Source organism: Paenibacillus sp. AK002 (assembly GCF_053903045.1).
Window position 1 is genome coordinate 5,101,523 of the sequence record NZ_CP096377.1, and the last position, 24,656, is coordinate 5,126,178.

Below are 24,656 nucleotides of genomic sequence, written 5' to 3' on the forward strand. Positions count from 1 at the left end.
CTCTATAACTTTATATGGTTATACTACATCCACATTTTACATTTGACAAGATCATCATGATGATAAACCTTATCGGTTCATCGCCGACACGGCCGACGGATGCCCGGCTTCTTCTTCGGAGACCGCATCATTGGCGTGTTCCCGATCCGTCGGAGCTGCAGCCAACTCTATTCTGCTGCCTTCCGCCACTCCCCATGCCGCTTGCAATTGGTCCTGCAGTAGCTCCCATTGTCTGTCGACCTCCTCATGATCCCACTCTAAGCATTCCCCCATCAAGCTCATGACGGAAGCAATGACCCGCTCGGTTTTGGGCCGGTCGAATAACATCCAGCCTGTTCTTCTTAACAGAAAATCCACGGCACTCATCGTCATTTCGCATTCGATGGAATACTCGATTTCGGCACGCAGCAATCTAAATCCGATAGCTTCTGTTTTGTCGGATGCAGCCTTGATCCGTTTAAACAGTTCAAGGGTATCGGTACCATACCTGGCCATGAAACTCCTCACGTCATCAGGCCTGATGCCGAGGGTTTCCCCCTGTTTAATAAGCTTCTCCTGAGCTTCCGCATAAGTGAGTCCGTTCAGGTCTCCTCCGCTTATCGGAACCCGATCCGTCGTACAGGGAGGATAGATGGTGCCATCTGCGTCCTGAAGCTGTCTAGCTGCAAGGTTGACGACCTTTTCGGCCATTCTCCGGAATCCGGTCAGCTTTCCGCCCGCAATCGTGATCAACCCGGAATCGGATATAAACAACTCATCTTTTCGCGATATTTCCGAAGGACCTTTTCCTTCCTCGCGAACGAGCGGCCGCAGCCCCGCCCATCCGGATTCGATATCGCTTGGCTTCAGCCCTGCATCCGGAAACGCATGATTGACCGCATCGATGAGATAGCGGCGGTCCTCCTCGGTAATGCCGGGCGTCTCAATCGCCCCTTTATAGAGAGTATCGGTCGTTCCGATATATGTCTTGCCCTCCCGCGGAATGACAAAAATCATTCGGCCGCCCGGCACATCAAAATAAGCGGCCTGTCGTACGGGAAGCTTGGCATGATCCACCACCAGGTGAACGCCCTTTGTTAAGAGCAGCTGCTTGCCCTTGAGCGAATTATCCTTCAGCCTGACCTGATCCACCCATGGACCGGCGGCGTTTATGATTTTTTTGGCATATACCGCATAGGTCTCCCCGCTCAATAGGTCTTCCACCTGTGCTCCTGCTACTTTTCCTCCTCGATATATAAATTCCTGCACCTTGGCGTAATTCGCGATGTGCGCTCCCTTAGCCCTTGCAGATTTTACCACTTCGACCGTCAAACGCGCATCATCGGTGCGGTATTCGTAATAATAACCGGAACCTTTCAATCCCTCCTTCCGAAAGAGCGGTTCAAGGGCCAGGGTGCTCTCCCTTCGAAACATCTTCCGCCGTTCGCTGCGCTTGACACCCGCCAGCCAATCATACAGATACAATCCGACGGAACTGGCAAAATAACCATAGGTGCCTTTTTTATAAATAGGGAGCAGCATGGGGATTGGCTCCACCAGGTGCGGAGCGCTGCGGTGAAGCAGTGCCCGTTCGGAGCCCACCTCCCGTACCAGGCCGATTTCCCCTTGCTTCAAATACCGGAGTCCCCCGTGAATCAGCTTCGTTGATCTGCCGCTCGTTCCCGAAGCAAAATCATTCATCTCCACCAAGCCGACGCTCATCCCTCTGCAGCTGGCGTCCCAAGCAATGCCCGCCCCCGTGATACCGCCGCCAATCACCAGTACATCCAGCTTATTTGCCGACATGTCCTGTAAATAACGGGTCCGCATCTTGGCGGATAAGCTTGTGCCCACCTGACATTCTCCTCTCTCAACATATAATAAGAAAAACATCTATCGACGTATCTTCACAGAAGACAGACCGCATTTAGTGGACGTTTTTCTTGCGATTATCGAATGGGTTCAGCTTCGCTGAAAACTTTTACATTCAATAATCTAAAAAAAAGAACCGCATCTGCTCGGAATGCATACCAAATACGGTATGCATGTAAGCAAAAGGGTTCTCCGTCGTCTCCGCCGCTTTATGCAATCAATATGATTACTCATTATATGTCGCTTTTATATTTATGTCTATATGGAACCTAATAGAACCGCAAAACCCTCAGGATCACTTTTTCCGTAAAGCCGATGGAGCCATCCGCTTATATTTCTTGAAGGTCCGGCTGAAATAATAAATATCGTTGAATCCTGTAGCAGCGGCGATTTCCGATACCGTAAGCGGGCTTTCGCGGAGCAGGTAATCCGCCCGGTTGAGCCTGGTTTCATTCACGTACTCCGTTACGGTCCTGCCGCTGATTTCCTTGAACAATCTGCTGAAATGAAACCGGCTGAGACCTGCCATGCCGGATAACTGCTCCACCGACAGATCCTCACGGTAATGCTCCTCGATATACTTGAATATCGGTGCAAACCGCTCGACGTTCTTCATCCGCTCGACGTATTCATCCTGCGTCAGAACCGTCGCGACATAACCTCGCAGCAGAAGCGTAAGCAGCCGGTACAGCTCCGATTTGATGGCCAGCTCATAGCCGAACTCCTGCTGTTCCAGCTCCTTGATAATGGATAGCATGGGCGCCAGCGCATCATCCCCGCTGATTCGGTTCTCGAAGATCAGCCGGCTCTGGGTGATCGGCGTGATGAATTTCATCTCGGGCGCATCCAGGGAATGGCTCTGCAGCAGCGAGAAATCTGCGATTAACGCATAATAAAACAAATGGTCCGACTGGCTGAGGCCATAATGCAGTTCATTCCGGTTAATGACGATCATATCGCCTTCCTTGGCGGTAAAGGTGGTCGAGCCGCATTCCAGCGTCGCTTCCCCCGAAACAAAATATAATATTTCAAGATGCTCATGCCAGTGATGATTAAATAATACCTGTCCCCGGCCATCAAACTCGCAACGATGAACCTTGATCGGAAACTGAGGATCCGGCATCGTCATCGGTTCTCGCAGTGTTTTGTCCAATGCTCTGATCTCCTTCCAGTAAGACAGCACAATTGTACAAACAAACAGCACGGTTTATCATGGTGTCTTCCTCTAAAAGCATTATAATACGAAAGTGTAATGCAGTAAATTCAGAGGAGTGAACTCATGAAATCTATTAATGTTGGCGTCATTGGCACTGGATCAATCTCTGCTATGCATTTGCAATCCTATCAAAAACATGCGAACGCGAACTTGCTCGCCGTGTGCGATTTAAACGAAGAAAGAGCACAGCGCGCAGCTGAAAAATACGGCGCTACCAAAGTCTACACGGACTATAAAGAACTTCTGGCCGATCCGGAAATCGATGCGGTAAGCATCTGTACCTGGAACAATACGCATGCCGAAATCAGCATTGCGGCACTGAATGCCGGCAAACACGTTCTGGTTGAGAAACCGCTTTGCCGCACCGTTGAGGAAGCGCTTCAAGTACAGGAGGCCGTGAAATCCTCCGGCAAGATGCTCCAGGTCGGTTTCGTAAGACGCTATGACCCTAACGCTCAAATGCTCCGCGAGTTTGCAGACAAGGGTGAATTCGGGGAGATCTACTTCGCGAAGGCTTCCTCCATTCGCCGCCTTGGCAATCCGGGCGGCTGGTTCTCCGACATCGAACGTTCCGGCGGCGGACCGCTCATCGATATCGGCGTGCATGTCATCGACCTGTGCTGGTACATGATGGGCCGTCCGAAGCCGGTTGCCGTCAGTGCCAATACATACCGGAAGCTGGGCAACCGCTCCAACGTGCGCAACCTGTCCTTCTATAAAGCAGCGGATTATGATGCCGAGAAGAACACGGTCGAGGATATGGCGAACGCGATGATCCGTTTTGAGAACGGCGCTTCGTTGCTGGTGGACGTGAGCTTCACGCTGCACTCGAAGGAAAATCTGCAATCCGTTAAATTGTATGGAGACAAGGGCGGATTCGAGATTGATCCTGAGGTATCCATCGTGACCGAGAAACACGATACCATTATCAACATCCAGCCGCAAACGGACAGCAAGGGATTCGATTTCGATGCCGCTTTCCAAAGCGAAGTCAATCATTTCATTTCCTGTATCGAGAACGGCACGACACCGCTCAGCCCGGTTGAAGACGGCGTTGAGATCATGAAAATTCTGTGCGGCATCTATGAATCCGCTGAGAAAGGGGCTGAAGTTCTCCTATGAAACTCGGAGTAAGCTCGTACAGCCTGTACCAAGCCATTAACAAAGGCGAAATGACCATTACCGACGTCATCGATTACGTTGCGGAGATCGGCGGAGAGCATATCGAGATCGTTCCGATCGGCTTTAACCTGAAGGAAACGCCGGAGCTGATTGATACGATCAAATCCCACGCCGCTTCTAAAGGACTTGACATCTCCAACTACGCCATCGGCGCCAATTTTGCGGAATTGGATGACGCTGCTTATGCAGCGGAGATTGAACGAGTCAAAGGCGAAGTGGACATAGCGGCTGCGCTTGGCGCCAAGCTCATGCGCCATGACGTAGGTTCCTCCAAAGACTTGTCCATCACTCATTTCCTGGAGGAGCTTCCGCGGATGGCCAATGCATGCCGTATCATTGCCGATTATGCGGCAGAACGCGGCATTACCACCAGCGTGGAGAACCATGGCTACTTCATTCAGCACAGCGACCGTGTCAAAGCGTTGGTTCAAACCGTGAATCACCCTAACTTCAAAACTACTCTGGATATCGGGAATTTCCTCTGCGCAGACGAGGTATCCACGGTGGCAGTGGCAAACAACATCGGCCTGGCTTCGATGGTTCACTTCAAGGACTTCTACTATCGTCCGGCTCACCGTGCACCCGGATCCGGCTGGTTTAACACCTCCAGCGGCAACTGGCTGCGCGGCGCGATTGTCGGCCAAGGCGATATCGATATGCCGGAAGTCGTTCGCATCGTGAAGGAATCCGGGTATGACGGCTATATCTCGATTGAATTCGAAGGGATGGAAGATTGCCGCACGGGTGCTAAATTCGGTTTGGAATATGTCCGTAAAGCCTGGAACGAAGCTTAAGACAGAAGGCTTATGGATCACATAAGGATGATATAAGGGGGATATTAGGATGTCGAAGCCTATCATGCCTAACAAAATTGGCGTTATCGTTGACAGCTTTCGGGTTGGCGTAAGAGAAGGTCTTGTCAAAGCACGGGAGGTCGGCGCGGACGGCGTTCAGATTTATGCCGTTCACGGCGAAATGGATCCGGCCAACCTCTCCGCTTCCGCGCGAAAAGAATTGAAGGATTATATCGATTCCCTGGGACTTGAAATTTCCGCCCTCGTCGGTGACCTTGGCGGACACGGCTTTCAGGATCCCGCCGAGAATGCGGCCAAAATCGAAAAATCCAAACGGATCATGGAGCTCGGTTTGGAGCTTGGAACCAATATCATTACGACCCATATCGGCATCGTGCCGCAGGATCACAACGGCCGCGTATATGAAACGATGCATAAGGCCTGCGTAGAGCTCAGCACCTTCGCGAACTCGATGAACGCATATTTTGCCATCGAGACGGGGCCGGAGCCTTCGGCTCACTTGAAATCATTCCTGGACGGCCTCGGTTCCAACGGCGTATCCGTTAACTTCGACCCGGCCAACATGGTCATGGTTACGGGTGACGATCCAGTACAGGGCGTATATAACCTGAAGGATTACATCGTCCATACCCACGCGAAGGACGGAATCAAGCTGGCAGACTACATCGACCCTCGTGACGTATACGGCGATTTCGGATATGAAGCACCCGCGCTTGACCATGACAAAATTGCCGATATGGCGGAGTCCGGCGAGAAGTTCCGTGAGGTTCCGCTTGGCGAAGGCGGCGTTAACTGGAATGCTTACCTGCAGGCCCTTAAGGATATCGGCTATACCGGGTATTTGACAATCGAACGCGAAGTGAAGGCTAACCCGGAAGCGGACATCAAGCTTGCCGTTGACTTCTTGAAGACGTTCAGAGCATAAACCGACGCAAGCTTTGAGACCGTGCCAAGCAAACCGCAGCGTTCGCTTGGCACGGTCTCGATAAACCCAAACAACAGGCCGATCAGGAAATTTCCTGATCGGCCTGTTCATTGTCTTTACCATGATGTGTTGGAACTTGAAACTTGTGTACCTTAAGATACCGCCTGTTTCCCCGTCACGTTCTCCAAAGCCCCGTTCGCTCTTGCGGAACGGATCTCGGCTTCGATAATTTCCAGCGACCCGGCCGCGCTGTCTGGCGTGCATACCGCTACCGGCTTCCCTTGCGCAACATGCTCGATGAAATACTGAAGCTCGCGGTAGTAGCCGGAATCTCCGGACAGTTCGGCTGAAAAGCCCGGTGCGTCTTCAGGATACACCTTCAATTCATTATTCTCGAACACCAGGGTAGCCGCCTCGAAATTTACCCGGTATCCCATATAGAAGCCATGTTCGCCGTGCAGCGTCCAATCCGCATGGGCGTTAATCACTTTCCCGTCAGGGTATGTGTAATGGGTAGATACGATATCGTACGAGCTTCCCTCAATGATCGTTTTGGCGAATGTGGACACCCGCTCCGGTTTGCCCATCAGCCAGTGGATCATGTCCGCGTCATGCACATGCATGTCCGTGATGCAGCCTCCGCTCTTCTCCCCTTCCAGGAACCAGCCCTTAGGCGGCTCCGATCCCCGGAAGAATTCGCCTGCAACGATGCTGCCGTAGCGGCCGTCCTCCACGCAATCTTTCAAATATTCATAAGCCGGCCAGAAACGCAGGCATTGTCCGATCATTAGCGTTTTGCCCGTGCGTTCCGCTGTTTTCACCATGCGCCAGGCTCCTTCCGAGCTGCCCGCAACAGGTTTTTCGCACAGGACGTGAATGCCGCGCTCCAGCAGCATGCAGGACATATCCGCATGCAAATACGTCGGCAGGCATACATCCACGATATCCAGCTCTTCATGCTCGAGCATTTTGTCCACGTGGTCGTAAAGACGATAGGGCTCCAGGTCGTAGACATCGCGCTCGGTCGCCATATTCCCGTTGGCTTTGCTGTCTTTAAGCTCATCGATGCGCAGATCGCAAATCGCCACCAGCTCGATGTCCGCACCTTCTTGAGCCAAACGAAGATAATTGTCGAAATGCATGCGGCCCATGAAACCAAAACCCAATATTCCGATTTTAAGCATTCTTATTCCCTCCGTATTCCTTATGATTATGATTGTCCTTGATGCTGCCGCGCGTCCGGCTTGCGCAAAGACGGCGTCCGTCCGAGAATCGCATCCATCGCATTGGATGTGTTAAATATGATCTGCTCCGAGTAATGGGTGTAGGCCGGGATCATCTCTGCCGTGACATAGTTGTCGTAGCCGATCAGGCGCAGAGCTTCCACCACTGCAGGATAATTGACGTCTCCTGCCAGCAGGTCGACAAAGCCGTGCAATCCGCCTGCCTGCCTGCGGTAATCCTTGAAATGGACTTTCTTGATCCGCTCGCCCAAAATTCGAATCCAATGCTCCGGATAACCGTTGTGCACGACGTTGCCTACATCAAAATAAGAGCCGACATAGTCGGAACCGATCTCATCAATGAAGGTTCGCAATTCCAGCGGGGACAAGAGGAATTTGTTCCAGACATTCTCGAGCGCAATCGCAACGCCGGCGCTTTCCGCGTACGGAACCAGCTTGCGAATGGATTCTTGTGCCCGCTCGTAGGCATATTCGTAGTCGATGACTGCGGAACCGGGAACAAAATCGACGCCGACCGCCCCTGGTATCACAAGAATGGCGTCCACTCCGAATGCAGCCGCGAGCTCCAGCTGCTTCTTGCAAACGTCCATAGCCTTTTCACGGATAGCCGGGTCGTCGCTGGTCATCGGATAATCCCAATACAAGCCGGTCGCCAATCCTGCAATCTCGAGGTCCGCGTCCTTCAGCTGTGCCGCTATGTTCTGCACTTCCTTATCGCCTGCCTGGAGCCCGAGCTCCCCCGTTTGGTTCAGCGACAGTTCGATTCCGTCAAAGCCCGCTTCTTTTGCCAATCGGATACAGTCGGAGATGGAAGCCTCTCCCGGGAACGACCAGATATTAATCCCTTTTTTCATCGCAAATCCCTCCTAAAATTTATGGGTTGATGATGTTGCAAATGTTTTCTGAAACGCATCATTTGACTTTTTCCGTCAAGTTGTAAATAAACCAATTGGATGTAATAATACTTATATAATAAATAAACATTCCAAAAAATGATTTAGAAAGAAAAGTGATTATTTGGACAATTCCGTTCTATTCTCTTACTAACATTTGGGAGTGAATCTACGATGGCCGATATGGACCCCGATTATCCGGTAAAACGCGAAGCGCCTTTTTGCGAATGGTCGCCCAGCATTCATTATGCACAGTTTCAACGCATGGCGACGGGAGCTCTCCCGCAGCGCAGGTTATATGATTTCGAGCTGCTCTATGTATGCCATGGGGAAGCCGTTACCACGATGTACGGGAACCGGCATGTCGTTGAAGCAGGCCAGCTGATCTTCCTGCCGTCCGGCGTTTACCACCAGAATGAGGTGGTTTCCCATCCCGACGCGCGTTTTCTGGGCATCCATTTTGATTTTTTCGATGAGCTGGACATCCAGACGGAAGCCGATATGATCGTGAACGAAGCCGTGGTGGATGCGGATAAGTTCGCGCATGAAGCCGTATCATCCGCCTTCCCTCCCCTTTCTTCACGGATTATCTACACGCCACCCCTGCCATGCGTACAGATGATGGAACGCATCGTAGAGGAATTCACCCTGCGTCCCGCCGGCTATGAGCTTGCCTGCAAGGGACTGATGCTGGATGTGCTGGTTCAGCTGTTTCGGACGCACCCCTCCCGGGCATTGACGGAAACGTCGCCGCACGAGGCCAAGCTGATCGAGCTGATGGCTCAAATCGAAAAAGCTCCAGCCAAAGACTGGAGCAACAAAGTCATCGCGGAGCATTTGATGTTAAGCGCGGATCATACCGCCAAATTGTTTAAGCGCCTTGCCGGGATGCCGCCGAGCGAATTCGTGCAATCCGTTCGCCACCGGGAAGCGCGCCGGCTGCTCCGGGAATCCGACATCTCGATCGAGATGGTTGGCGAAGGCGTCGGATACCCGGACATTCATTATTTCAGCCGGATCTTCCGGAGGCTGGAGGGGATTACCGCTACCGATTACCGGAAGCTGTCAAGAATTCTGTAAGGCATGAAGATCTTCGGCACGTACATGCGTTTGAAGCCAGCGTTCCATTCGTTCGAGCGCTTCGCAGAGTCGAGCGGATGAAGCGGCATACGAGCAGCGGATAAAGCCTTCGCCCCCGGCACCGAATACATGGCCCGGCACAACGGCTACTTTGGCCTCCCGAAGCAATCGCTCCGCGCACTGCTGCGAGCCGAGGCCGGTTCCGGTTATGCTGGGGAATGCATAGAAGGCTCCCTGAGGATCGCGGCAGCTCAGGCCGATATCGCTCAGTCCCTGCACAAACATTTGTCGGCGCTCATCGTAAGCCTGCCTCATCACATCCCGATCCCCGAGCCCGTTCCTTAAACATTCGATGGCCGCAATCTGTCCCATGATGGGCGCGCAGAGCGCGGTATACTGATGGATCTTGACCATAGCGCTCACCAGCCCGGCATCGCCGCAGAGGTAGCCGACCCGCCAGCCCGTCATGGCAAAGGCTTTGGAGAATCCGCCGATGATGACGGTCCGCTCCCGCATCCCCGGCAGGGAAGCAACGCTCGTATGCGTACCGCTATAAGTAAGCTCGGCATACATTTCGTCTGAAATCACCACCAAATTGTGCTCGACCGCAAGGCGCGCGATCGGAAGCCAATCCTCATGGGTCATGACGGCTCCTGTCGGATTGCTCGGAAAGTTAACAACGATCGCTTTCGTCCGGGGCGTAATCGCCTGCTGCAGTGCATCCGCCGTCAATTTGAAGTCATGCTCCGCGGATAGCTCCAACTCGACGACGGTGCCGCCGTTCAATTGCACTAGAGGAGCATAGGCGACATATCCCGGTACGGGAATGATAATTTCATCGCCCGGCGAGATGAGCGCCCGCAGCGCAAGATCAATCGCTTCGCTGCCGCCGACCGTAACCAGGACCTCCCTCGACGGCTCGTATTGCAGCTGGAAGCCGGCATGCAGATAGTCTGCAATTCCTTCCCTCAACTCCATCAGCCCTTCATTCGGCGTGTACATCGTGCGCCCATGCTCCAGCGCCCGTTTGCATGCGTCGATCGCACACTGGGGCGTCACGAAATCCGGTTCGCCCACGCCGAGCGAAATGACCTCGTCATCCGCTTCCGCAGCATTAAAAAATTGCCGGATGCCGGATGGCGGCATGACTTGCACCGTCGATGTTAGAAAGCTGCTCGTTGTCTTCATATCCTTCTACTCCTTGCCTTCGCTTTTTCGTTCCGATAATGAGGTTTCAATCAAGGCATCCAAAAGTCCGCTGAACGAATATCCCGCCGCTTCCGCGCTTCTTGGCAGCAGACTGGTCTTCGTTAAACCCGGAAGCGTGTTGACCTCCAAAATATAAGGAATCTTTCCCTTCAGGATGATATCGATCCGGGCATATACACTGCACTTCATCGCCTTATAGCATTGAAGCGCGGCTGTGCGCACCTGCTCCTGAAGTTCTGTGGGAAGCTCGATCACCTGCTCATCCGCTTCGCCTTCTTCGTATTTGGATGCATAATCGAAGAATTCGGAGTTCGGCTTGATCGACACAATCGGAAGCATATCGCCGTTCAGGACCGGGCAGGTGATTTCCTCTCCCTCGATCCATTGCTCGATCATGACGAAGCGGTCCCACCGCAGCGCCTCTTCGACGGCGGATGCTAGGCCAGCCGAGTCGCGCACGATCCGGGTACCGATGCTGGACCCGCCCGCATTCGGCTTCACCACAACGGGAAAACCGAGCCCCTCCACGTCGGCGGCCGCCAGCTCTTCCATGCAGCTGACCATGATCCAGTCAGCCGTATGCAATCCTTCGTAACGCAGCAGCTTCTTGCTCAAATCTTTATCCATGCAGAGACTGCTGGCCAGAACGCCGCTGCCGGTATACGGAATCCCCAGCGTATCGAGGGTGCCCTGCACCGTGCCGTCTTCCCCGAACGCGCCGTGCAGGGCGAGCAGCGCAATATCGATGCCTTCGGTTTTGCTGATCAGCTCGCGTTTATCGTGAATCTCGATCGGATAGACCTCGTAGCGGCTTTTATCCAAATGAGCGATCATCTCTTTGCCGGTCATGAGCGAAACTTCCCTCTCGGATGATACGCCTCCCATGATGACGCCAACCTTCATGATGTAGACCTCCTAAAACTGTGGTGGAAAAATATGAATTTCTAAAGCTCCAACGAGTTAAACATGCTCCGTAAGCTAAATCTCTTTTGTATGCTAATCATCACTCCGCATGCGGATTATTCTTCCGATCTTTCGTTGCCCTCAGATTTCTACTGATTTGAATATTCATAAGTTGAAATCCGACGGCAAAGGTGAACGCTCCGCTTCTCCACAATAATTCCGCCTTCTCCGTTGCAGACCGATCACACCAACTTCCTTGCCGTCTCGCCGATGATCCGAATCCCCTTCTCGATGTTCTCGTCGGAGACGCGTGAGAATCCAAGACGCATGGTGTGCTGGCCGCCGCCATCGGTATAGAAAATATCGCCCGGCGTGAATACCACGCCCTGGGCGGAACATGCCTCCAGCAGCTCGCGGGTTCGGAATTCGGGACCGAATTCAACGAACAGGTGTAGCCCGCCGTCGCCGGACAGCCGCTCCATCGGAATCCACTCCTCGCAGCAGCGGATCGCAAGCTCGTATTTTCGCTTGTACTCGGCCTTCGCTCTCTTTAAATACTTCTCGAAGTTGCCATTGTACAAATATTGAAAGAGCAGGGACTGATCCAGCGTCGACGTATGAATGCTGCGGGCCCGCTTCACGCTTTCCAGATAATGAATCAGGGTCTTGTCGGCCAGCACCCATCCGACTCGCAAGCCGGGAAACAGAATCTTGGAGAAGCTGCCCAAGTAAATCACGCTGTTGTTCTCTCCCCCTGCACATGCAACGAGAGGCGCGATGTGAGAGCCCGAATAACGCAGCTCCTCGTTGAAGCCGTCTTCGATCACGGGAATCTCGTGCTCGTTCAGCAGCCGCAGCGCTTCCAGCCGCTTCTGGTGGGACATCACGATTCCGGTAGGATTATGATAGGAAGGCACAAGGTACGCCATGTCGTACGACCGCTCCGACAGCTCGCGTGAGAGCCCTGTCAGGCTGATGCCGTCTTGCTCCATCTCGACGCCGGTAATGGCGTACCCGTGCATTTTAAAATTTTTAATGGCGGTATGATGGGTGGGATTCTCGCATAGAATGCGGCCATGCCCTTGGTTCAAGGCGGATAGCACCAGACTTAAGCCTTCCGTAAAACCGCTGGTGATCAGCATATCTTTGCCCTGAATATTCACGCCTTTGTTCTCCATGTAACGGAGAAGGTAATCAATAAGCGGTTTATAGCCTTTGGCGTAACCGTAATTTAGTAGAATATCCCCTTCAAGCGACATCCGGTCCAGGAATGCGCGCTTGACATTGGGCAGGTCGAACAGCTTCTCATCGGGAGCGATGCTTGTAAACGATATGGAGCCCTTCTCAGCACGGATCCCGTGCTTCATCAGATCATTCGCTTCCGCAAGCCTGGCATACTCGTTCAGGCGAGGACCCCAGTCCAGCCGTTTACCTTCAGGCTGTGCGGATGCCCCGCTGATCGAAGGGGAAACAAAGTGTCCTTGCCCTTTAACCGCGTAGATATAGCCTTCATCCTCCAAATCGGAGTATGCGCTCAGCACCGTATTGCGGCCCACTCGAAACAGCGCGCTTAGCTCACGCGTGGAGGGAAGCTTCTGATCGGCTTGCAGCGCCCCGGTTGTCATCAAGCGCTTCATGTAATCCTTGACTTGAATATACGCCGGGCGGTCATTCGCCAACTTGAAATCCAAATACATCGTTCATTTCCCCCTTGCTCTTATGATGGCATAATTTCGGCGGCACCACTAGAACCACAGCAGGCCTCTTTCGCCTCGGGCGTGGTTTGCCGATATCGTTTGCCGCATCCTGGCCATCTCATCTCTAGGATTGGACTGCCCTTTGCGCCAATATACCTTGATGACATGCACGTTCTCTTTATCATGGAACCATACGGGATCATGCACAAGCAAGAATGAAACCTTCTTGGTACCCGTCAGGCGAAAAAACAGATCGAAAAATCAAAAACTGCCCCACCTTCTCAAAGGAAGATGGGGCAGTATAACGCTGGATTCGTTAGGCCTAAATGGCCCTGATTCGTCAAAATAAGCCGTATGCCCGGCCCGCTTACTTCACAGCCAAGCTTTCCCTGATCTTATCATTGATCCACTGCCGCTTCGACAGCAGCCATTCCGGATCCCTCGGGTACGTTTTGAAGGTGATCGGCTCTTCAAGCCCTTCTTCCAGCGCCTGCAGAACTGCCTCCCTGCCGATCTGCGTCTCCAGCAGTTGAAGCGCTCTCAAATCCTGAAGCGCTTCCTGGAATACCTTCAGCCGAATGGATTCGATCGGCCCTTCTTCGCCGGGATATACCACAAAAGCATCTCCGGAAGGAAAACCGCAATCCGCATCCGTCACCTTGAACGGATCAATGGCGCGTTTCGAGTATTGCGAATTCCAAAAATTATATCCCCAATGGAGAAATCCCTCGATGTTAAACTTATACAGCTGAATCCCGATGATCCGGTTCCTCGCCGAAGGCAGGTTGAAGAATCGGTTGGACACTTCCTTGTACTGGGAGCAGCAATAATAGGTCCACAGCGGCGTTACCTGCTGATCCAGGAAAGGCTCGATGTGGTTATTGCCCGGAATCGGACGCTTCACCAACCCCTGCTCATAGAACGAAATATCGGAAAGCGCGTCGATGATCGGGTAATCCGGCAGCAGCTCGTTCATCAACCGGCTTGCATGGCCGTAAGCCTCCAAATGGGACTCTGACGGCTCATCGGATACATGGAAATAACAGCGCTGCTCAAGCCCCCGGCTTTCGATCCAGCCGGTCAGGGCAGGGATGAATTGCCGGATGAAGGCATGATACGCTTCTCCCGTCGCGTCCGTCTCCCATCCGAACAGCTTCTCCGGCTGTCCGTTCACGTTAGCCATAATCTTCGGCGCATGGCGGGCTCCCCACTGCGTGAAGAGATGGGAGAATTCCAGGTACTGAATCCCATTGGAATCGCACAGGTCTGCCCAGCGGTCGAGTTTGTCAAACCCGAACGAATATGTTCCATCTTCGTTCACATCGACATCGACCAACTGTACCGTCGGCCGCTCCCCGCCCACTTCCGTATCCAGCGGAGGCGTAAACACCGGGGTCAGGATCATATTGATCCCATGCTGAGCTGCGGTCTGCATAAATTGATCGATCAAGGTCCAGTGCCGTTCGCTAAAAATCCCCACTTCATAGTAGTTCGCCAGGCAATCGGCATGGAACCATTCCGTATGAATCAGCGTCTGTGCAGGCAAAGCTGCCGGAATCAATTCCAGTGTAAATACCTCTTCCCCAAGCGTATCTCCCGATTCCGCTTCAAAGCGGATCCGGATTTCATACGTACCGCCCTTGATCTCACCATCAGGCCGTACCGTGATCCATAGGCTTCTCCACTGGTTCGGGTAACCGTTTACAACAGATTCTGATGTTAGAGGCAGCAACGGATCCGGATACAACCCGGGCGTGGCTCTTAAGACAAACTCATCATGGTCATGATATGTAGGCAGCTCCGACGGAACTAGACCTACGGCACGAACGGTAATTCGTTCGCTTAACTCAGATTGCAGAATGACCCGGATGTTTTTTAACAAACGATTGGAACGGTAGGCAACTTGAAACGAGAATGTCTCATTGTTAAACGCTGCTCCTGTGTCGTAGGCGGCTTGGGACATTTCTTCATCGGCGAATACTTTGGACAAAGAGCTCAACAGCCGGGTTTCAAACGTTACGGAATGACTCATGCTGGTTGCATCCTCTCTACAATGGAATGAGGTACTTTCACGTACATCTTACACTAATCTGGATGGAACGGAAGGTAAATTTTGCGTTTTCGAAAAAAAGGAGCCGCCGCTCTTTTGCGATGGCCGCCTTATTACTGCCAATCCTTAGGGGAGGCTGCAAATCTGCAGTCCTCCCTTCAATCCCTCGAGCTCCGGTAAACTTCAATGCCGGACAGGCGCGGGCACCATCTCGATTCCAAAATGGTCAGGCGAATATATTGAGCGCGTACGGCGGGAAAGCGGCAGATGCGTTTGCGCCCGATTACCGTCCCGGATTGGATCGTGTGCCAGTTCCCGTTTTCCATATATTCAAGCTCGAAGCGCTCGATCCGCTGCCCGTACCGGTATTCGGCCAATACGATATGATCGAAATCGATCGCCCGCCCGAGGTCCAGCTCAATCACGGCGTATTCCGTGCCCTCCTCAGGGCTCCAATACGTATCCTTGTTACCGTCGACCATATTTCGAGCATCCGATCCGGCTTTCGTTTCGGAAGCCGTAATATCCGCTCCGGCTGCCAAATCGGTATTAAACGTTGTTCGGATGGCGTCCCCGAGTTCCTGCAGACGCCGCAGATCGTTCTCATGAACGAGTCCGCGGGTATCCGGCGGAATATTGAGCAGAAAGGTGGCATTGCCGCCAACCGAGCCGTAATAAATATGCCGCAATTCTTCCAGCGATCGAACCTTATCGTCTTCGGACGCATGGTAGAACCAGCCGGGACGGATCGAGGTATTCACTTCGGCCGGATACCATACCAGCTCCTTCTCGCCTTGAATGACGCTCCGGCTGCCGAGATCCTCTTCGCTGGATTCATAGCGGCGCGCAAACTCCCGGTCATCGGTTTGCTGCGACTTTTCCTGGATCGCTTCATTTTGGCGCAGCGACGCCGGAACGACGCTCCACTCCGACTCCCTGCAATGCCCCGCTTCATTTCCGCACCAGCGAATATCCGGTCCGCATACCGAGATGGCGGCATTCGGCTGCAGTTCCCGAATCAGGGCGTAATACGCATCCCAATCGTATTCCTGGCGCTTGCCGTTCGGTCCTTCGCCGCAGGCTCCGTCAAACCAGACGCTGAATATCTCGCCGTAGCCGGTCAGGAGCTCTCTTAGCTGATTCAGGAAAAATTGATTGTACCGCGGCGAATCCCCATAGGACGGTTCATGCCGGTCCCAGGGGGACAAGTAGATGCCGAACTTGATCCCCCCTCTCCTGCAGGCATCGGCAACCTCCTTCACCACATCCCCATGGCCGTTTCGCCATGGACTGCTCTTCACGGAATGCTCCGTATACTGGCTCGGCCATAAACAGAATCCGTCATGATGCTTGCAGGTCAGGATCAAGCCGCGCATCCCGGCGCTGACACAAGCGCTGACCCATTGATCCGCATCCAGCTGCGCCGGATTGAACAGCGCCGGGTCTTCCTTTCCCGTGCCCCATTCCATATCCGTGAACGTATTGATGGTAAAATGAAAGAAGGCGTAGAACTCCATCTCCTGTACGGCTAATTGACGTTCCGAGGGCTCGATGTTGGCAGCGTATTCAATGAAATTGTGCAAGCGATAAACCTCCCATACCTCATCCTTGATTGTCTAATGCTTTCTGATGAATCTCCAGATACTTATCCAGCTGAAGCCCCTTAAATCCGCTGACATAGGCATCCCAATCCTTCTCGATGTCTTTGCTGCCGGTTACGAACTGGGCCAGGTTCGATTTCACGTAATCCTGAATCGTCTTCTGAATCTGCGCGATAAAGGTTGCGTCTTTCGGATCGATGAACACATCGGTCGGGTACACTAGCTCCGGTTTGGCAAAAGGCTCATATTTCTTGGCAGCCAGCCATAAACGATACTCGTAGGCTCCGTTGCCGAGCGGATCTTCAGGAGCAACAAAGGATTCGCGGAGGGAATTCACCATCAGCATCGTGCCGAGCTGCCACCAGGTTACGTCAAGGGATCCCTCGGGCACGTCCCGCTTCAACGCTTCGTATGCGGCCGACTCGCCGTTGTAATCAAGCGCACCGGACTCCGCCTTTCGCCATCCGTCTCCCTCGAACCCCCAGGAAGTCATGACGGTGCCTTCTTCGGAGAACAAGTAATCCGCCAGCTTGATCGCTGCGATCCGCTGCTCCTCCGTCGCTTTGTTCGTAATGACAAACGATCCGTCCCCTGCTCCGACGCTATATCCTGCCAGCTGCACGCCATTCGGTCCTTTCAGCGGGGGAACGACATCGTATTCCTTATGGCGGGGCTTGGCGTCGGTCGGCTCCAGCACGCTGCTGATCAGCGCATAACCGACGGTGCCGACCACATTCTCCTCTTTGTTGCCAAGCTGCTTGACGGCATCGCCGTTTTGCGTAAAGGCTCCTTTATCGATCAGTCCTTCGCTATAAAGCTTACGCAGATATTTCAGCCCTTCCCTCCATTCGGGCTCAGCCGCGGACAAAATCACCTTGCCATCCTTCACGCTTAGATAAGTCGTGCCATTGTTGTATATAAAAGCATTCATCAAAAAGGCGTCAACTCCTCCTCCCCATACATCGAGGGAAGTGGTCATCGGAATTTCGTCAGCCTTTCCGTTGCCGTTCGGGTCCTGCTCCTTAAAGGCTTTCAGCACTTCATAGAACTCGTCGGTGGTCGTTGGCATTTCAAGCCCTAACTTCTCGAGCCAGGTCGTATTGATCCACATCCGCTGGCCATACGTGCAGTGCAGGCACTCGTTCACCTTCGGAAGCGCGTATATATTGCCGTCCGGGGCCGTCATGGCGGATTTCAAATAGGAAACTTCCTCCAATGCCTTCTTGATGTTCGGCGCGTGCTGGTCGATTAAATCGTTCAAAGGGATAAAGGCCCCCTGCATTCCGTACTTGATCTGATCCGCCTTGGATATGCCGGCATTCATAATAAGCGCCGGATAATCCCCGCTGGCCAGCATCAGCAGTTTCTTGTCGTTGAATACCGCGTCGGGCGTCGTATTCCATTTGAACGTAATCCCCAGCTTCTCTTCGATATGCTTGGAGAATGGATTGACATCGAGGCTCTCGATGCCGGCGGACTGAGGAGCGAATACCGATAGTTCAACGGGTGCCCCCGACTCCGGAGGGCTTGCCGGATTTCCAGTTCCTGTTTCGCTCGATTTGCCGCAAGCGGATAAAACCAGCACTGCCGCGAGAATCAGACTTAATCCTAATCCAGTGAACCTTTTCAAATCAATTCCTCCCTAATATGAAATGCTTGCCCGTACTTCATAAACGAACCGTAATTTTGCATATACCCCCTATGTGTCCGATCATCGGAATTACCCATTCTATACTGTCGGCCTCACCTCCTTCACAATAAGCAGGAATCACCCTTTCAAGGACCCGATCATCACGCCTTTGACAAAATACTTCTGCACGAACGGGTAAATGACCAGCACCGGGGCGCTTGCCACCACGATCAGCGAATACTTCAGCAGATCCTTCAGCCCTTCGCGGACCAGCAGCTCATTCACGTTGGTCACCATCTCGGCGCTGACGGAATTCAGGATCAGAATATCCCTCAGGAAGATTTGCAGCGGAAACAGGCTGCTGTCCTTTAAATAAATCAGGGCATTGAAATAGGAGTTCCAATGGCCGACGGCGTACATCAGCGCGAGCACGGCCAGGATCGGCTTGGATAACGGAAGGACGATTTTCAGAAAAAAGGTAATGTCGCTGCTGCCGTCCATTTCGGCCGCTTCGGCGAGCTCCTCCGGGATCGTGGTTTGAAAAAAGGTTCTGGCGATGATGACCTGAAACACGGCTAACGCACCCGGTATGATCATGGCCCAGCGCGTGTCGAGCATGCCGAGCGACTTCACGAGAAGATAGTTCGGAATGAGCCCGCCGTCAAAAAACATTGTGAACACCAGCAGCATCATGATGATGTTGCGAACGTAAAACGTCTTTCGGGCTAACGGATATGCAAGCATCACCGTGAATGCGACGTTGACAAGCGTGCCGACAACGGCATAGAACAGCGAGTTGCCAAACCCGATCAGAATATTGGAATTCTGGAATACCGCTTTGTAGCCGATCAAGGTCACGTCCACCGGCCACAGCCACACCTTGCCCGACGACACCGCGCCCGGGGAGCTGAAGGATGCGCTTACAATATGCAGCAGCGGAAACAGGATGACGATCAGGACGACGGATAGAAATAAATACACGATACCAAGGAAAATCCGGTCTGCAGCGGACTCCCGTACGGTTGATCTGCTCATGCGATTCCTCCTACCATAGACTTGTGGATGAGACTTTTCTGGATACGTAATTGACGATGACCAAGAGAATGAAATTGATAACGGAATTGAACAGGCCGATGGCGGCGGAGAAGCTGAAGTTCGCACCGAGCAGGCCGACCTTGTACACATAGGTGGAGATGACTTCGGACGTGTTCTGATTCAGCGGGTTTTGCATGAGATAGATTTTCTCGAAGCCCAGGCTCATCAAATTGCCCAGATTCAATATGAGCAAAATGACGATGACCGGAAACAAGCTGGGAATATCGATATTGATGATTTTTTGAAACCGGGTCGCCCCATCCACTCGGGCCGCCTCGTACAAATCGGGATTAACTCCCGCCAAGGCTGCAATATAGATGATGGCGCCGTAACCGGTGAACTGCCATACATCGGACCAGACATAGATCGATTTGAACAGCTCCGGCACGCCGAGAAAATCAACGGTTTCCAGTCCCAGCGCCCGGAACAGGTTGCTCATCAGCCCGGTGTTGGGCGAGAGGTTCACGATCAGAATCGAGACGATGACAACCGTTGAAATAAAGTACGGCGCGTACGTCACCATCTGGACGGTTTTCTTGAATCGGCCGTTCCTGATCTCATTCAGGGCCAGCGCCAACAGAATGGGTGCAGGGAATCCGACCAGCAGGCCGTACAGGGAAATCTCGAGCGTGTTGCGGACATACTGCCAGAAGAACGGCGCGTCGAACAATTGCCGGAAATAATCGAACCCTACCCATGGACTGCCGAAGATCCCCTGTACGACGTTGTATTCCTTGAATGCAATCAGTACGCCGAACATCGGAACGTATTTGAAGAGGATGATGTAGACTAACGGGAAGAACACGAGCAGGTAGAACTGCCAGTGCTTCATCAGCTTCTTCCTCGTTCGGTTCATGGGCTTGTTCGATGGTAGATTCGTTGGTGCCTGTGCATCTGCAGGTACTGAAATTGCGCTGCTCATACGAGCCAATGGGGTCACCCTCCTTCGCTTTGTGTTGGTCCCAAGTTTAGAGCGGACGGTTCCATCCGATCAATATACAAGATTCTCCGAATCAACGTATTTCCGCGAGCAGGGGAAAATTTCAGAGCCGGCAGGCCGTAAAGAGCGATAAACCTTTTTCCGCCGCTAAACCTCTCTCCGTTGACGGCAAAAAAGCCCGCAGGACAGCATCGTCCGCAGGGCTCTATACTTGGTTCGAGTATGCATGGAAGGGACTCCGAAGGACTCGTTAATTCCCGAATTTCTGCTGCTTGATAGCAGCTTGCTCACGATAATCCCCCGGCGACATTCCCATCAGCTTTTTAAACATCCGGCCAAACGAGATGGCGTTGGAATACCCGACTTCGGTGGCGATATCCTGTACGGGCAGCAGGGTTTCTTCCAGCAGTCTCCGAGCATGGGTCATCCGCAGCTCGATCAAATAATCCACGAATTTCTGGCCGGTCTCCTCCCGGAACAGCTTGCTTAGCGTTTTCCAGTTCATGCCGAAGCGTTCGCTTAAATAATTGAGGGACAGGTCCGGGTTGCTCGAGTTCTGCTCCATAAACAAACGCACCTTCTGAATCGTGTCCGCATGATTTCGGCCCTCCATGAGAGCGAGGATGCTGTCGTACAGAGCGGATAAAGCCTCACCGAGTTCCTGTTCCAGCTCCTCCAGCGTATCGGACGACTGAAGCGCGTTCCGTAAAGCAGGCTGCCCCTCCGTAAGCCATAATTCCTGAAATTCCTTCGCCATGCAGGACATTTCGCGTCCCAGCGAGTACATCATGTAATCCGCCAGGTTCACCACGCCGTCCCGGTCCAGCATGTTCTGCTCGATGTTATGGATAAGAGTGCTGTATTTCTCCTGCCAATCCTTGTTGACGAGCCGGAAGGACTGCGCCATCGAGCGGATCAGGTTCAGAAAATCGAATGCATTCCCCCGGTCCTCACCGGATACTTCGGCGTAATGAATGATTCGGTTGTCGCCGAGGATCATTTTGTATTTCAATGCGGCGCGTGCCTGCTCATAGGATTCCGGGATAACCGTATACCGCTCCGCTTTCTCCCCGATGCCAACGGTTATGGTCAGCTTCAGGTGCTCCTCCACCCACTGGCGGGCTTGCTCCAGCAGCGTAGCCACATGCCGATTCGGATCCTGATCTTCCGCTGCCGCGAGAACTCCCAGCTTCGAGGCTGAAATCCATTCCGTCCAAAGCATCGTTTCCTGCCCGGCCGCAATTTCTTGAACGACGCTTTTTAAGGCAAACTTGATCAGATACTGGTCCTGCTGGGGATACTGTTCGCAAAACAGCGGGTATTTATCGATTTCGATGACATTGACGATCTGTGGTTGGGACAGGTCCGGCAGCCCCATGGCTTCGCGCTGCTCGTTCCACTGCTCCAGATGAGAAGGATACTGTCCCTCCATCAGCTGCTGAAACAGGTACGCTTTGCGCAGGAGCAAATCTTCACGATGCTGCTGCTGAAAGCTGCTCGCCTGTTCCAGCAGGCTCTCCAGCGCCGATTCGATAAAAGCAAACTCATCCTGTTTGCCGCCATGGAGCAGAACGCTCGTTTTGGTCTGCGAATATTTTGAAATCCGGGACACGATGGCTTCAATCGGCTTATAGTTCCGGCGCGTGACGAATACGATCCAGGCCACGCCGGCCATGCACATCAGAAGGCCGACGATAAACCAGACATTGTACAATTGGCTGACGATACCCACCACCCTGCCTTGGGTAAGCCCCCCTTCGTAAACCCATCCGGTGTAAGGGGATATCGCTTGGGACACAAGTTCCCCGTGATCGGCGCCCGAGGTGCCGGCGATCAAGGATCTGCCCCCAGTGTCCATCACATGAATGAAACTGACTTCCGGATTAACCATGCCCTGAATCATGTTATGTATGGCGTCCACCTTGATATTGACGGCAATCACGCCTTTGCCATGGGTAACGAAGGGGGCATCCCGTACCAGGGTGACCACCTGCTGCGTGCTGTTAAAGCTGAATTCCCGATAATTCCGCAGGGCACTCCATTTTGCTTCGCTATTGACCTGGCTCAGATAAGGCTGGAGAAAGTCATAATCCGCATAATCCTGCAAACGGAAGGTGGACGAAGTGCTTAGGACGAATTCATCCTGGGTTCGAACGAGGACCGTGGAATCCACAAGCGGGTTGGAAACCTTGAACTGCTTCATGGCCTTCACGGCCTGCATGTTCAAATAGACGTTGTCCTGATCCTCTTGATTGAAAAATCCCGACATATCAGGGTTGAACAGCAATTCCTGCACCAGCATCTGATCGATGGCCTTCAGCGAATTGTCGACCGAACGCATCGCCTGCTGAATCATCGTCTCATTAGCCTGGATCGCGCCCTGCCGCGACTGTTCCCCGAGCATTTGGAAAAAGACAAAAAACACAAAGGAAATCACGATAAAGAAGACCGGCATATACGATAAAAGCTGACGGTAAAACCACGCTTTCCTTCCCATAGGCATCCCCCTGAGCGATTAATTCCTTGTCTCGTCATCGATTGAAAGTAATTTCATCATAGAAGAACGGACGGGGTTTACCAACACTTTTTTGAACCGCGGAAGAAAAACGCGTCTAAAGCATCATTACTTCCATAGCATTGACTTGGTCTTGATCCTATGGTAATCATACTTATCTTTAGCTGAGGGAAACGCAGAGGATTCGCCGCCGTAAATCTATAAGGGTCTAGGGATTGGGAGGAGTCGGCACAGCGGGTTCACCCTCGCGGCCAAGCCGCCGGCTTGCCGTTTCCCTGCGGCCTGTCGCGGATACATGGGCTCCGGCTTTGGCCAAACCGAACCGCGGCATGTTGTTGTACAGGCATTCATACTGGCCTTCCTGGACCAGGTAGGTTTCGTGAAAAATCCCCACGTCTCCTCCCGTTCCGACCTTGCGGTTGAACTCCCGCCATGCCGTCAGGTGGTTGGCTCCGTGGCGGGCATAGTGCTCGAGGTGTTCGAAGCTTCTCCAATATTGGATGAGGGTAAGCCCGCGCCCCGAAAAATGATAGGTACCGTCCATGAAGCCGAGCTCCTCCTTGTTCCGGTATAGCTCCTGCAGCATCGGGGACATGGCGTTCATGACCGGCAGCCACTTATGTACCGCCCACCATTTGTTAATTCGAAACCCGATGACGAATACAACGAAAGAACCGTCAATGTTGGCGGTATATCGACCTGGAATCACTTTGCTCATGCTTGCTCACTCCCCTTCCTTTATTTCGAGCAGACCTAGGTGCGTTTCGTAAAAGCAGCCGATTTCCGTGGAATTGTACAACTGGGCCGTCAGAAACGCCCCGTAAAAAACGGTGAAACAAATCTGTACGGCTTGCTCCAAGGTTAAGGCTTTATTCAGCCTGCCGGCTTGAGCTTCCTCCTTCATGAACCGCTTGAATAATGCATACATGTTGGGCGATTCGCTTCCCGCTTCCTCGTGCCCGGGAAAAAGCAGCGTTACTTCCGCCCGGCTGAGCTCCGGCATGCAGGGCTGCATGTTCTGCTCCGCGAGAAAAGAGATCAAACTCGGCATCATGCCCGGCCTTACTTGATGCTCCTTAGCGACCTCGGACAGCAGATGGCGGAATGCCTGAAACCCTTCCATCCCTTCCTGGTCGATCTCGATCATCCGCTCGGTCAGCCAAACCCGCATAAAATAAATCAGCAGATCCTCTTTGCGTTGATAAAACTTGAAAAAAGTGACCTTGGATATTTCGGCGCTCCTGCAGATGTCCTCCAGCATGACCTGGCTGAACATCCGATCCTTCATCAAGGATAATCCGGCTTCGTACAGCGCGATTTTGTTCTTGGCTTTTTTTAACTCCCTTAATGGGATATCCGGATGTTGCAATGGAACACACCACCTTTGATTAACTCTTGTAAATAAATTAACACAAGTTAATTTATTTTGTCAAAGTAAAGTGCATCGTGCCCACGGTGCGTGGTCCGGGCTTGCTTGGTTGGCTGTCGATCATAGTGTGTTTATTGAGATTGGATACACGGGGGAATGACTTGGAAGGGAAAGCGCAGAAATGCCCCTCTTTTTCTGAATAGAGACATGGGGGAAAATGCGGTAACTGGTAACGGTACTTTGAGAAATATGCGGGATAAGGAACACAGAGAATTGCTGGGGAAACGAACCAGGATGACCCATACTGCCGGGAGCGTGATTTTCAGGAGGGACAAACAAAAAGGCAAGTTTCAGGCTACATTCCTGATCTCGCCTCTGATCATAATGGGTATGCAAAAAACGGTGATCCACTGTCAGACAAATTGATAACTAACTACTTAA

At 52.7% G+C, this 24,656-nt stretch carries 20 protein-coding genes; 4 read left to right on the forward strand and 16 right to left on the reverse strand.

Annotated elements, in window-relative coordinates; translation table 11 throughout:
• Positions 1-69 precede the first annotated feature (69 nt).
• Together M1D70_RS22820 and M1D70_RS22825 are read right to left on the reverse strand one after the other, a co-directional pair.
• Positions 70-1,833 (reverse strand): glycerol-3-phosphate dehydrogenase/oxidase, encoded by a 1,764-nt coding sequence (locus M1D70_RS22820; RefSeq protein ID WP_456288029.1) that lies wholly within the window; start codon positions 1,831-1,833, stop codon positions 70-72.
• A gap of 313 nt (positions 1,834-2,146) precedes the next feature.
• A complete protein-coding gene (locus M1D70_RS22825; RefSeq protein ID WP_456288030.1) occupies positions 2,147-3,004 on the reverse strand; it encodes a helix-turn-helix domain-containing protein in 858 nt (285 codons plus the stop codon).
• A gap of 126 nt (positions 3,005-3,130) precedes the next feature.
• Here M1D70_RS22825 and M1D70_RS22830 point away from each other — a divergent pair, with 126 nt between their 5' ends.
• Genes M1D70_RS22830 through M1D70_RS22840 form a run of 3 tightly spaced genes read left to right on the forward strand, consistent with a single transcriptional unit; the run spans position 3,131 to position 5,989 of the window.
• The gene (locus M1D70_RS22830) at positions 3,131-4,189 is read left to right on the forward strand and encodes a Gfo/Idh/MocA family protein (protein ID WP_009593602.1); all 1,059 of its coding nucleotides are present in this window, start codon (positions 3,131-3,133) and stop codon (positions 4,187-4,189) included.
• On the forward strand, positions 4,186-5,043 hold the full coding sequence (locus tag M1D70_RS22835; RefSeq protein ID WP_456288031.1) for a sugar phosphate isomerase/epimerase family protein: 858 nt from the start codon (positions 4,186-4,188) through the stop codon (positions 5,041-5,043). The genes M1D70_RS22830 and M1D70_RS22835 overlap by 4 nt, the downstream gene beginning before the upstream one ends.
• Positions 5,044-5,092: 49 nt before the next feature.
• Entirely contained in the window at positions 5,093-5,989 is an 897-nt protein-coding gene (locus M1D70_RS22840) for a sugar phosphate isomerase/epimerase family protein (protein ID WP_009593618.1), read from the forward strand.
• Positions 5,990-6,141: 152 nt separating this feature from the next.
• Here M1D70_RS22840 and M1D70_RS22845 read toward each other — a convergent pair whose 3' ends face one another.
• Together M1D70_RS22845 and M1D70_RS22850 are read right to left on the reverse strand one after the other, a co-directional pair.
• A complete protein-coding gene (locus M1D70_RS22845) occupies positions 6,142-7,173 on the reverse strand; it encodes a Gfo/Idh/MocA family protein (protein WP_456288032.1) in 1,032 nt (343 codons plus the stop codon).
• A gap of 26 nt (positions 7,174-7,199) precedes the next feature.
• Positions 7,200-8,087, reverse strand: a complete 888-nt coding sequence (locus M1D70_RS22850) for a sugar phosphate isomerase/epimerase family protein (protein ID WP_009593599.1) — start codon at positions 8,085-8,087, stop codon at positions 7,200-7,202.
• 213 nt (positions 8,088-8,300) lie between these two features.
• Between M1D70_RS22850 and M1D70_RS22855 the strand changes: the two genes are divergently transcribed.
• The gene (locus tag M1D70_RS22855; RefSeq protein WP_456288033.1) at positions 8,301-9,206 is read left to right on the forward strand and encodes an AraC family transcriptional regulator; all 906 of its coding nucleotides are present in this window, start codon (positions 8,301-8,303) and stop codon (positions 9,204-9,206) included.
• Here M1D70_RS22855 and M1D70_RS22860 read toward each other — a convergent pair.
• From M1D70_RS22860 to M1D70_RS22915, 12 genes are all read right to left on the reverse strand, one after another.
• A complete protein-coding gene (locus M1D70_RS22860) occupies positions 9,192-10,394 on the reverse strand; it encodes an aminotransferase class I/II-fold pyridoxal phosphate-dependent enzyme (RefSeq protein ID WP_456288034.1) in 1,203 nt (400 codons plus the stop codon). The genes M1D70_RS22855 and M1D70_RS22860 overlap by 15 nt on opposite strands.
• 6 nt (positions 10,395-10,400) lie before the next feature.
• Entirely contained in the window at positions 10,401-11,318 is a 918-nt protein-coding gene (locus tag M1D70_RS22865; protein WP_009593585.1) for a D-alanine--D-alanine ligase, read from the reverse strand.
• Positions 11,319-11,560: 242 nt separating this feature from the next.
• Positions 11,561-13,015, reverse strand: a complete 1,455-nt coding sequence (locus M1D70_RS22870; protein ID WP_456288035.1) for an aminotransferase-like domain-containing protein — start codon at positions 13,013-13,015, stop codon at positions 11,561-11,563.
• A 48-nt stretch (positions 13,016-13,063) separates the two neighbouring features.
• A complete protein-coding gene (locus tag M1D70_RS22875) occupies positions 13,064-13,228 on the reverse strand; it encodes a hypothetical protein (protein ID WP_009593612.1) in 165 nt (54 codons plus the stop codon).
• Positions 13,229-13,382: 154 nt separating this feature from the next.
• Positions 13,383-15,047 (reverse strand): DUF4091 domain-containing protein, encoded by a 1,665-nt coding sequence (locus M1D70_RS22880; RefSeq protein WP_456288036.1) that lies wholly within the window; start codon positions 15,045-15,047, stop codon positions 13,383-13,385.
• A gap of 176 nt (positions 15,048-15,223) precedes the next feature.
• Positions 15,224-16,648 (reverse strand): alpha-L-fucosidase, encoded by a 1,425-nt coding sequence (locus M1D70_RS22885; protein ID WP_456288037.1) that lies wholly within the window; start codon positions 16,646-16,648, stop codon positions 15,224-15,226.
• A gap of 19 nt (positions 16,649-16,667) precedes the next feature.
• Positions 16,668-18,296, reverse strand: a complete 1,629-nt coding sequence (locus M1D70_RS22890; RefSeq protein WP_456288038.1) for an ABC transporter substrate-binding protein — start codon at positions 18,294-18,296, stop codon at positions 16,668-16,670.
• A 138-nt stretch (positions 18,297-18,434) separates the two neighbouring features.
• Entirely contained in the window at positions 18,435-19,331 is an 897-nt protein-coding gene (locus M1D70_RS22895; protein WP_009593621.1) for a carbohydrate ABC transporter permease, read from the reverse strand.
• Positions 19,332-19,341: 10 nt separating this feature from the next.
• Entirely contained in the window at positions 19,342-20,247 is a 906-nt protein-coding gene (locus tag M1D70_RS22900) for an ABC transporter permease subunit (protein WP_433940964.1), read from the reverse strand.
• A gap of 334 nt (positions 20,248-20,581) precedes the next feature.
• Positions 20,582-22,828, reverse strand: coding sequence for a helix-turn-helix domain-containing protein (locus M1D70_RS22905; protein ID WP_456288039.1), 2,247 nt, complete (start codon positions 22,826-22,828; stop codon positions 20,582-20,584).
• Between the two features lie 226 nt (positions 22,829-23,054).
• Complete coding sequence (locus tag M1D70_RS22910; RefSeq protein ID WP_456288040.1) at positions 23,055-23,564, reverse strand: DUF4188 domain-containing protein; 510 nt, start codon at positions 23,562-23,564, stop codon at positions 23,055-23,057.
• 6 nt (positions 23,565-23,570) lie between these two features.
• The gene (locus tag M1D70_RS22915) at positions 23,571-24,215 is read right to left on the reverse strand and encodes a TetR/AcrR family transcriptional regulator (RefSeq protein WP_456288041.1); all 645 of its coding nucleotides are present in this window, start codon (positions 24,213-24,215) and stop codon (positions 23,571-23,573) included.
• Positions 24,216-24,656: the final 441 nt, after the last annotated feature.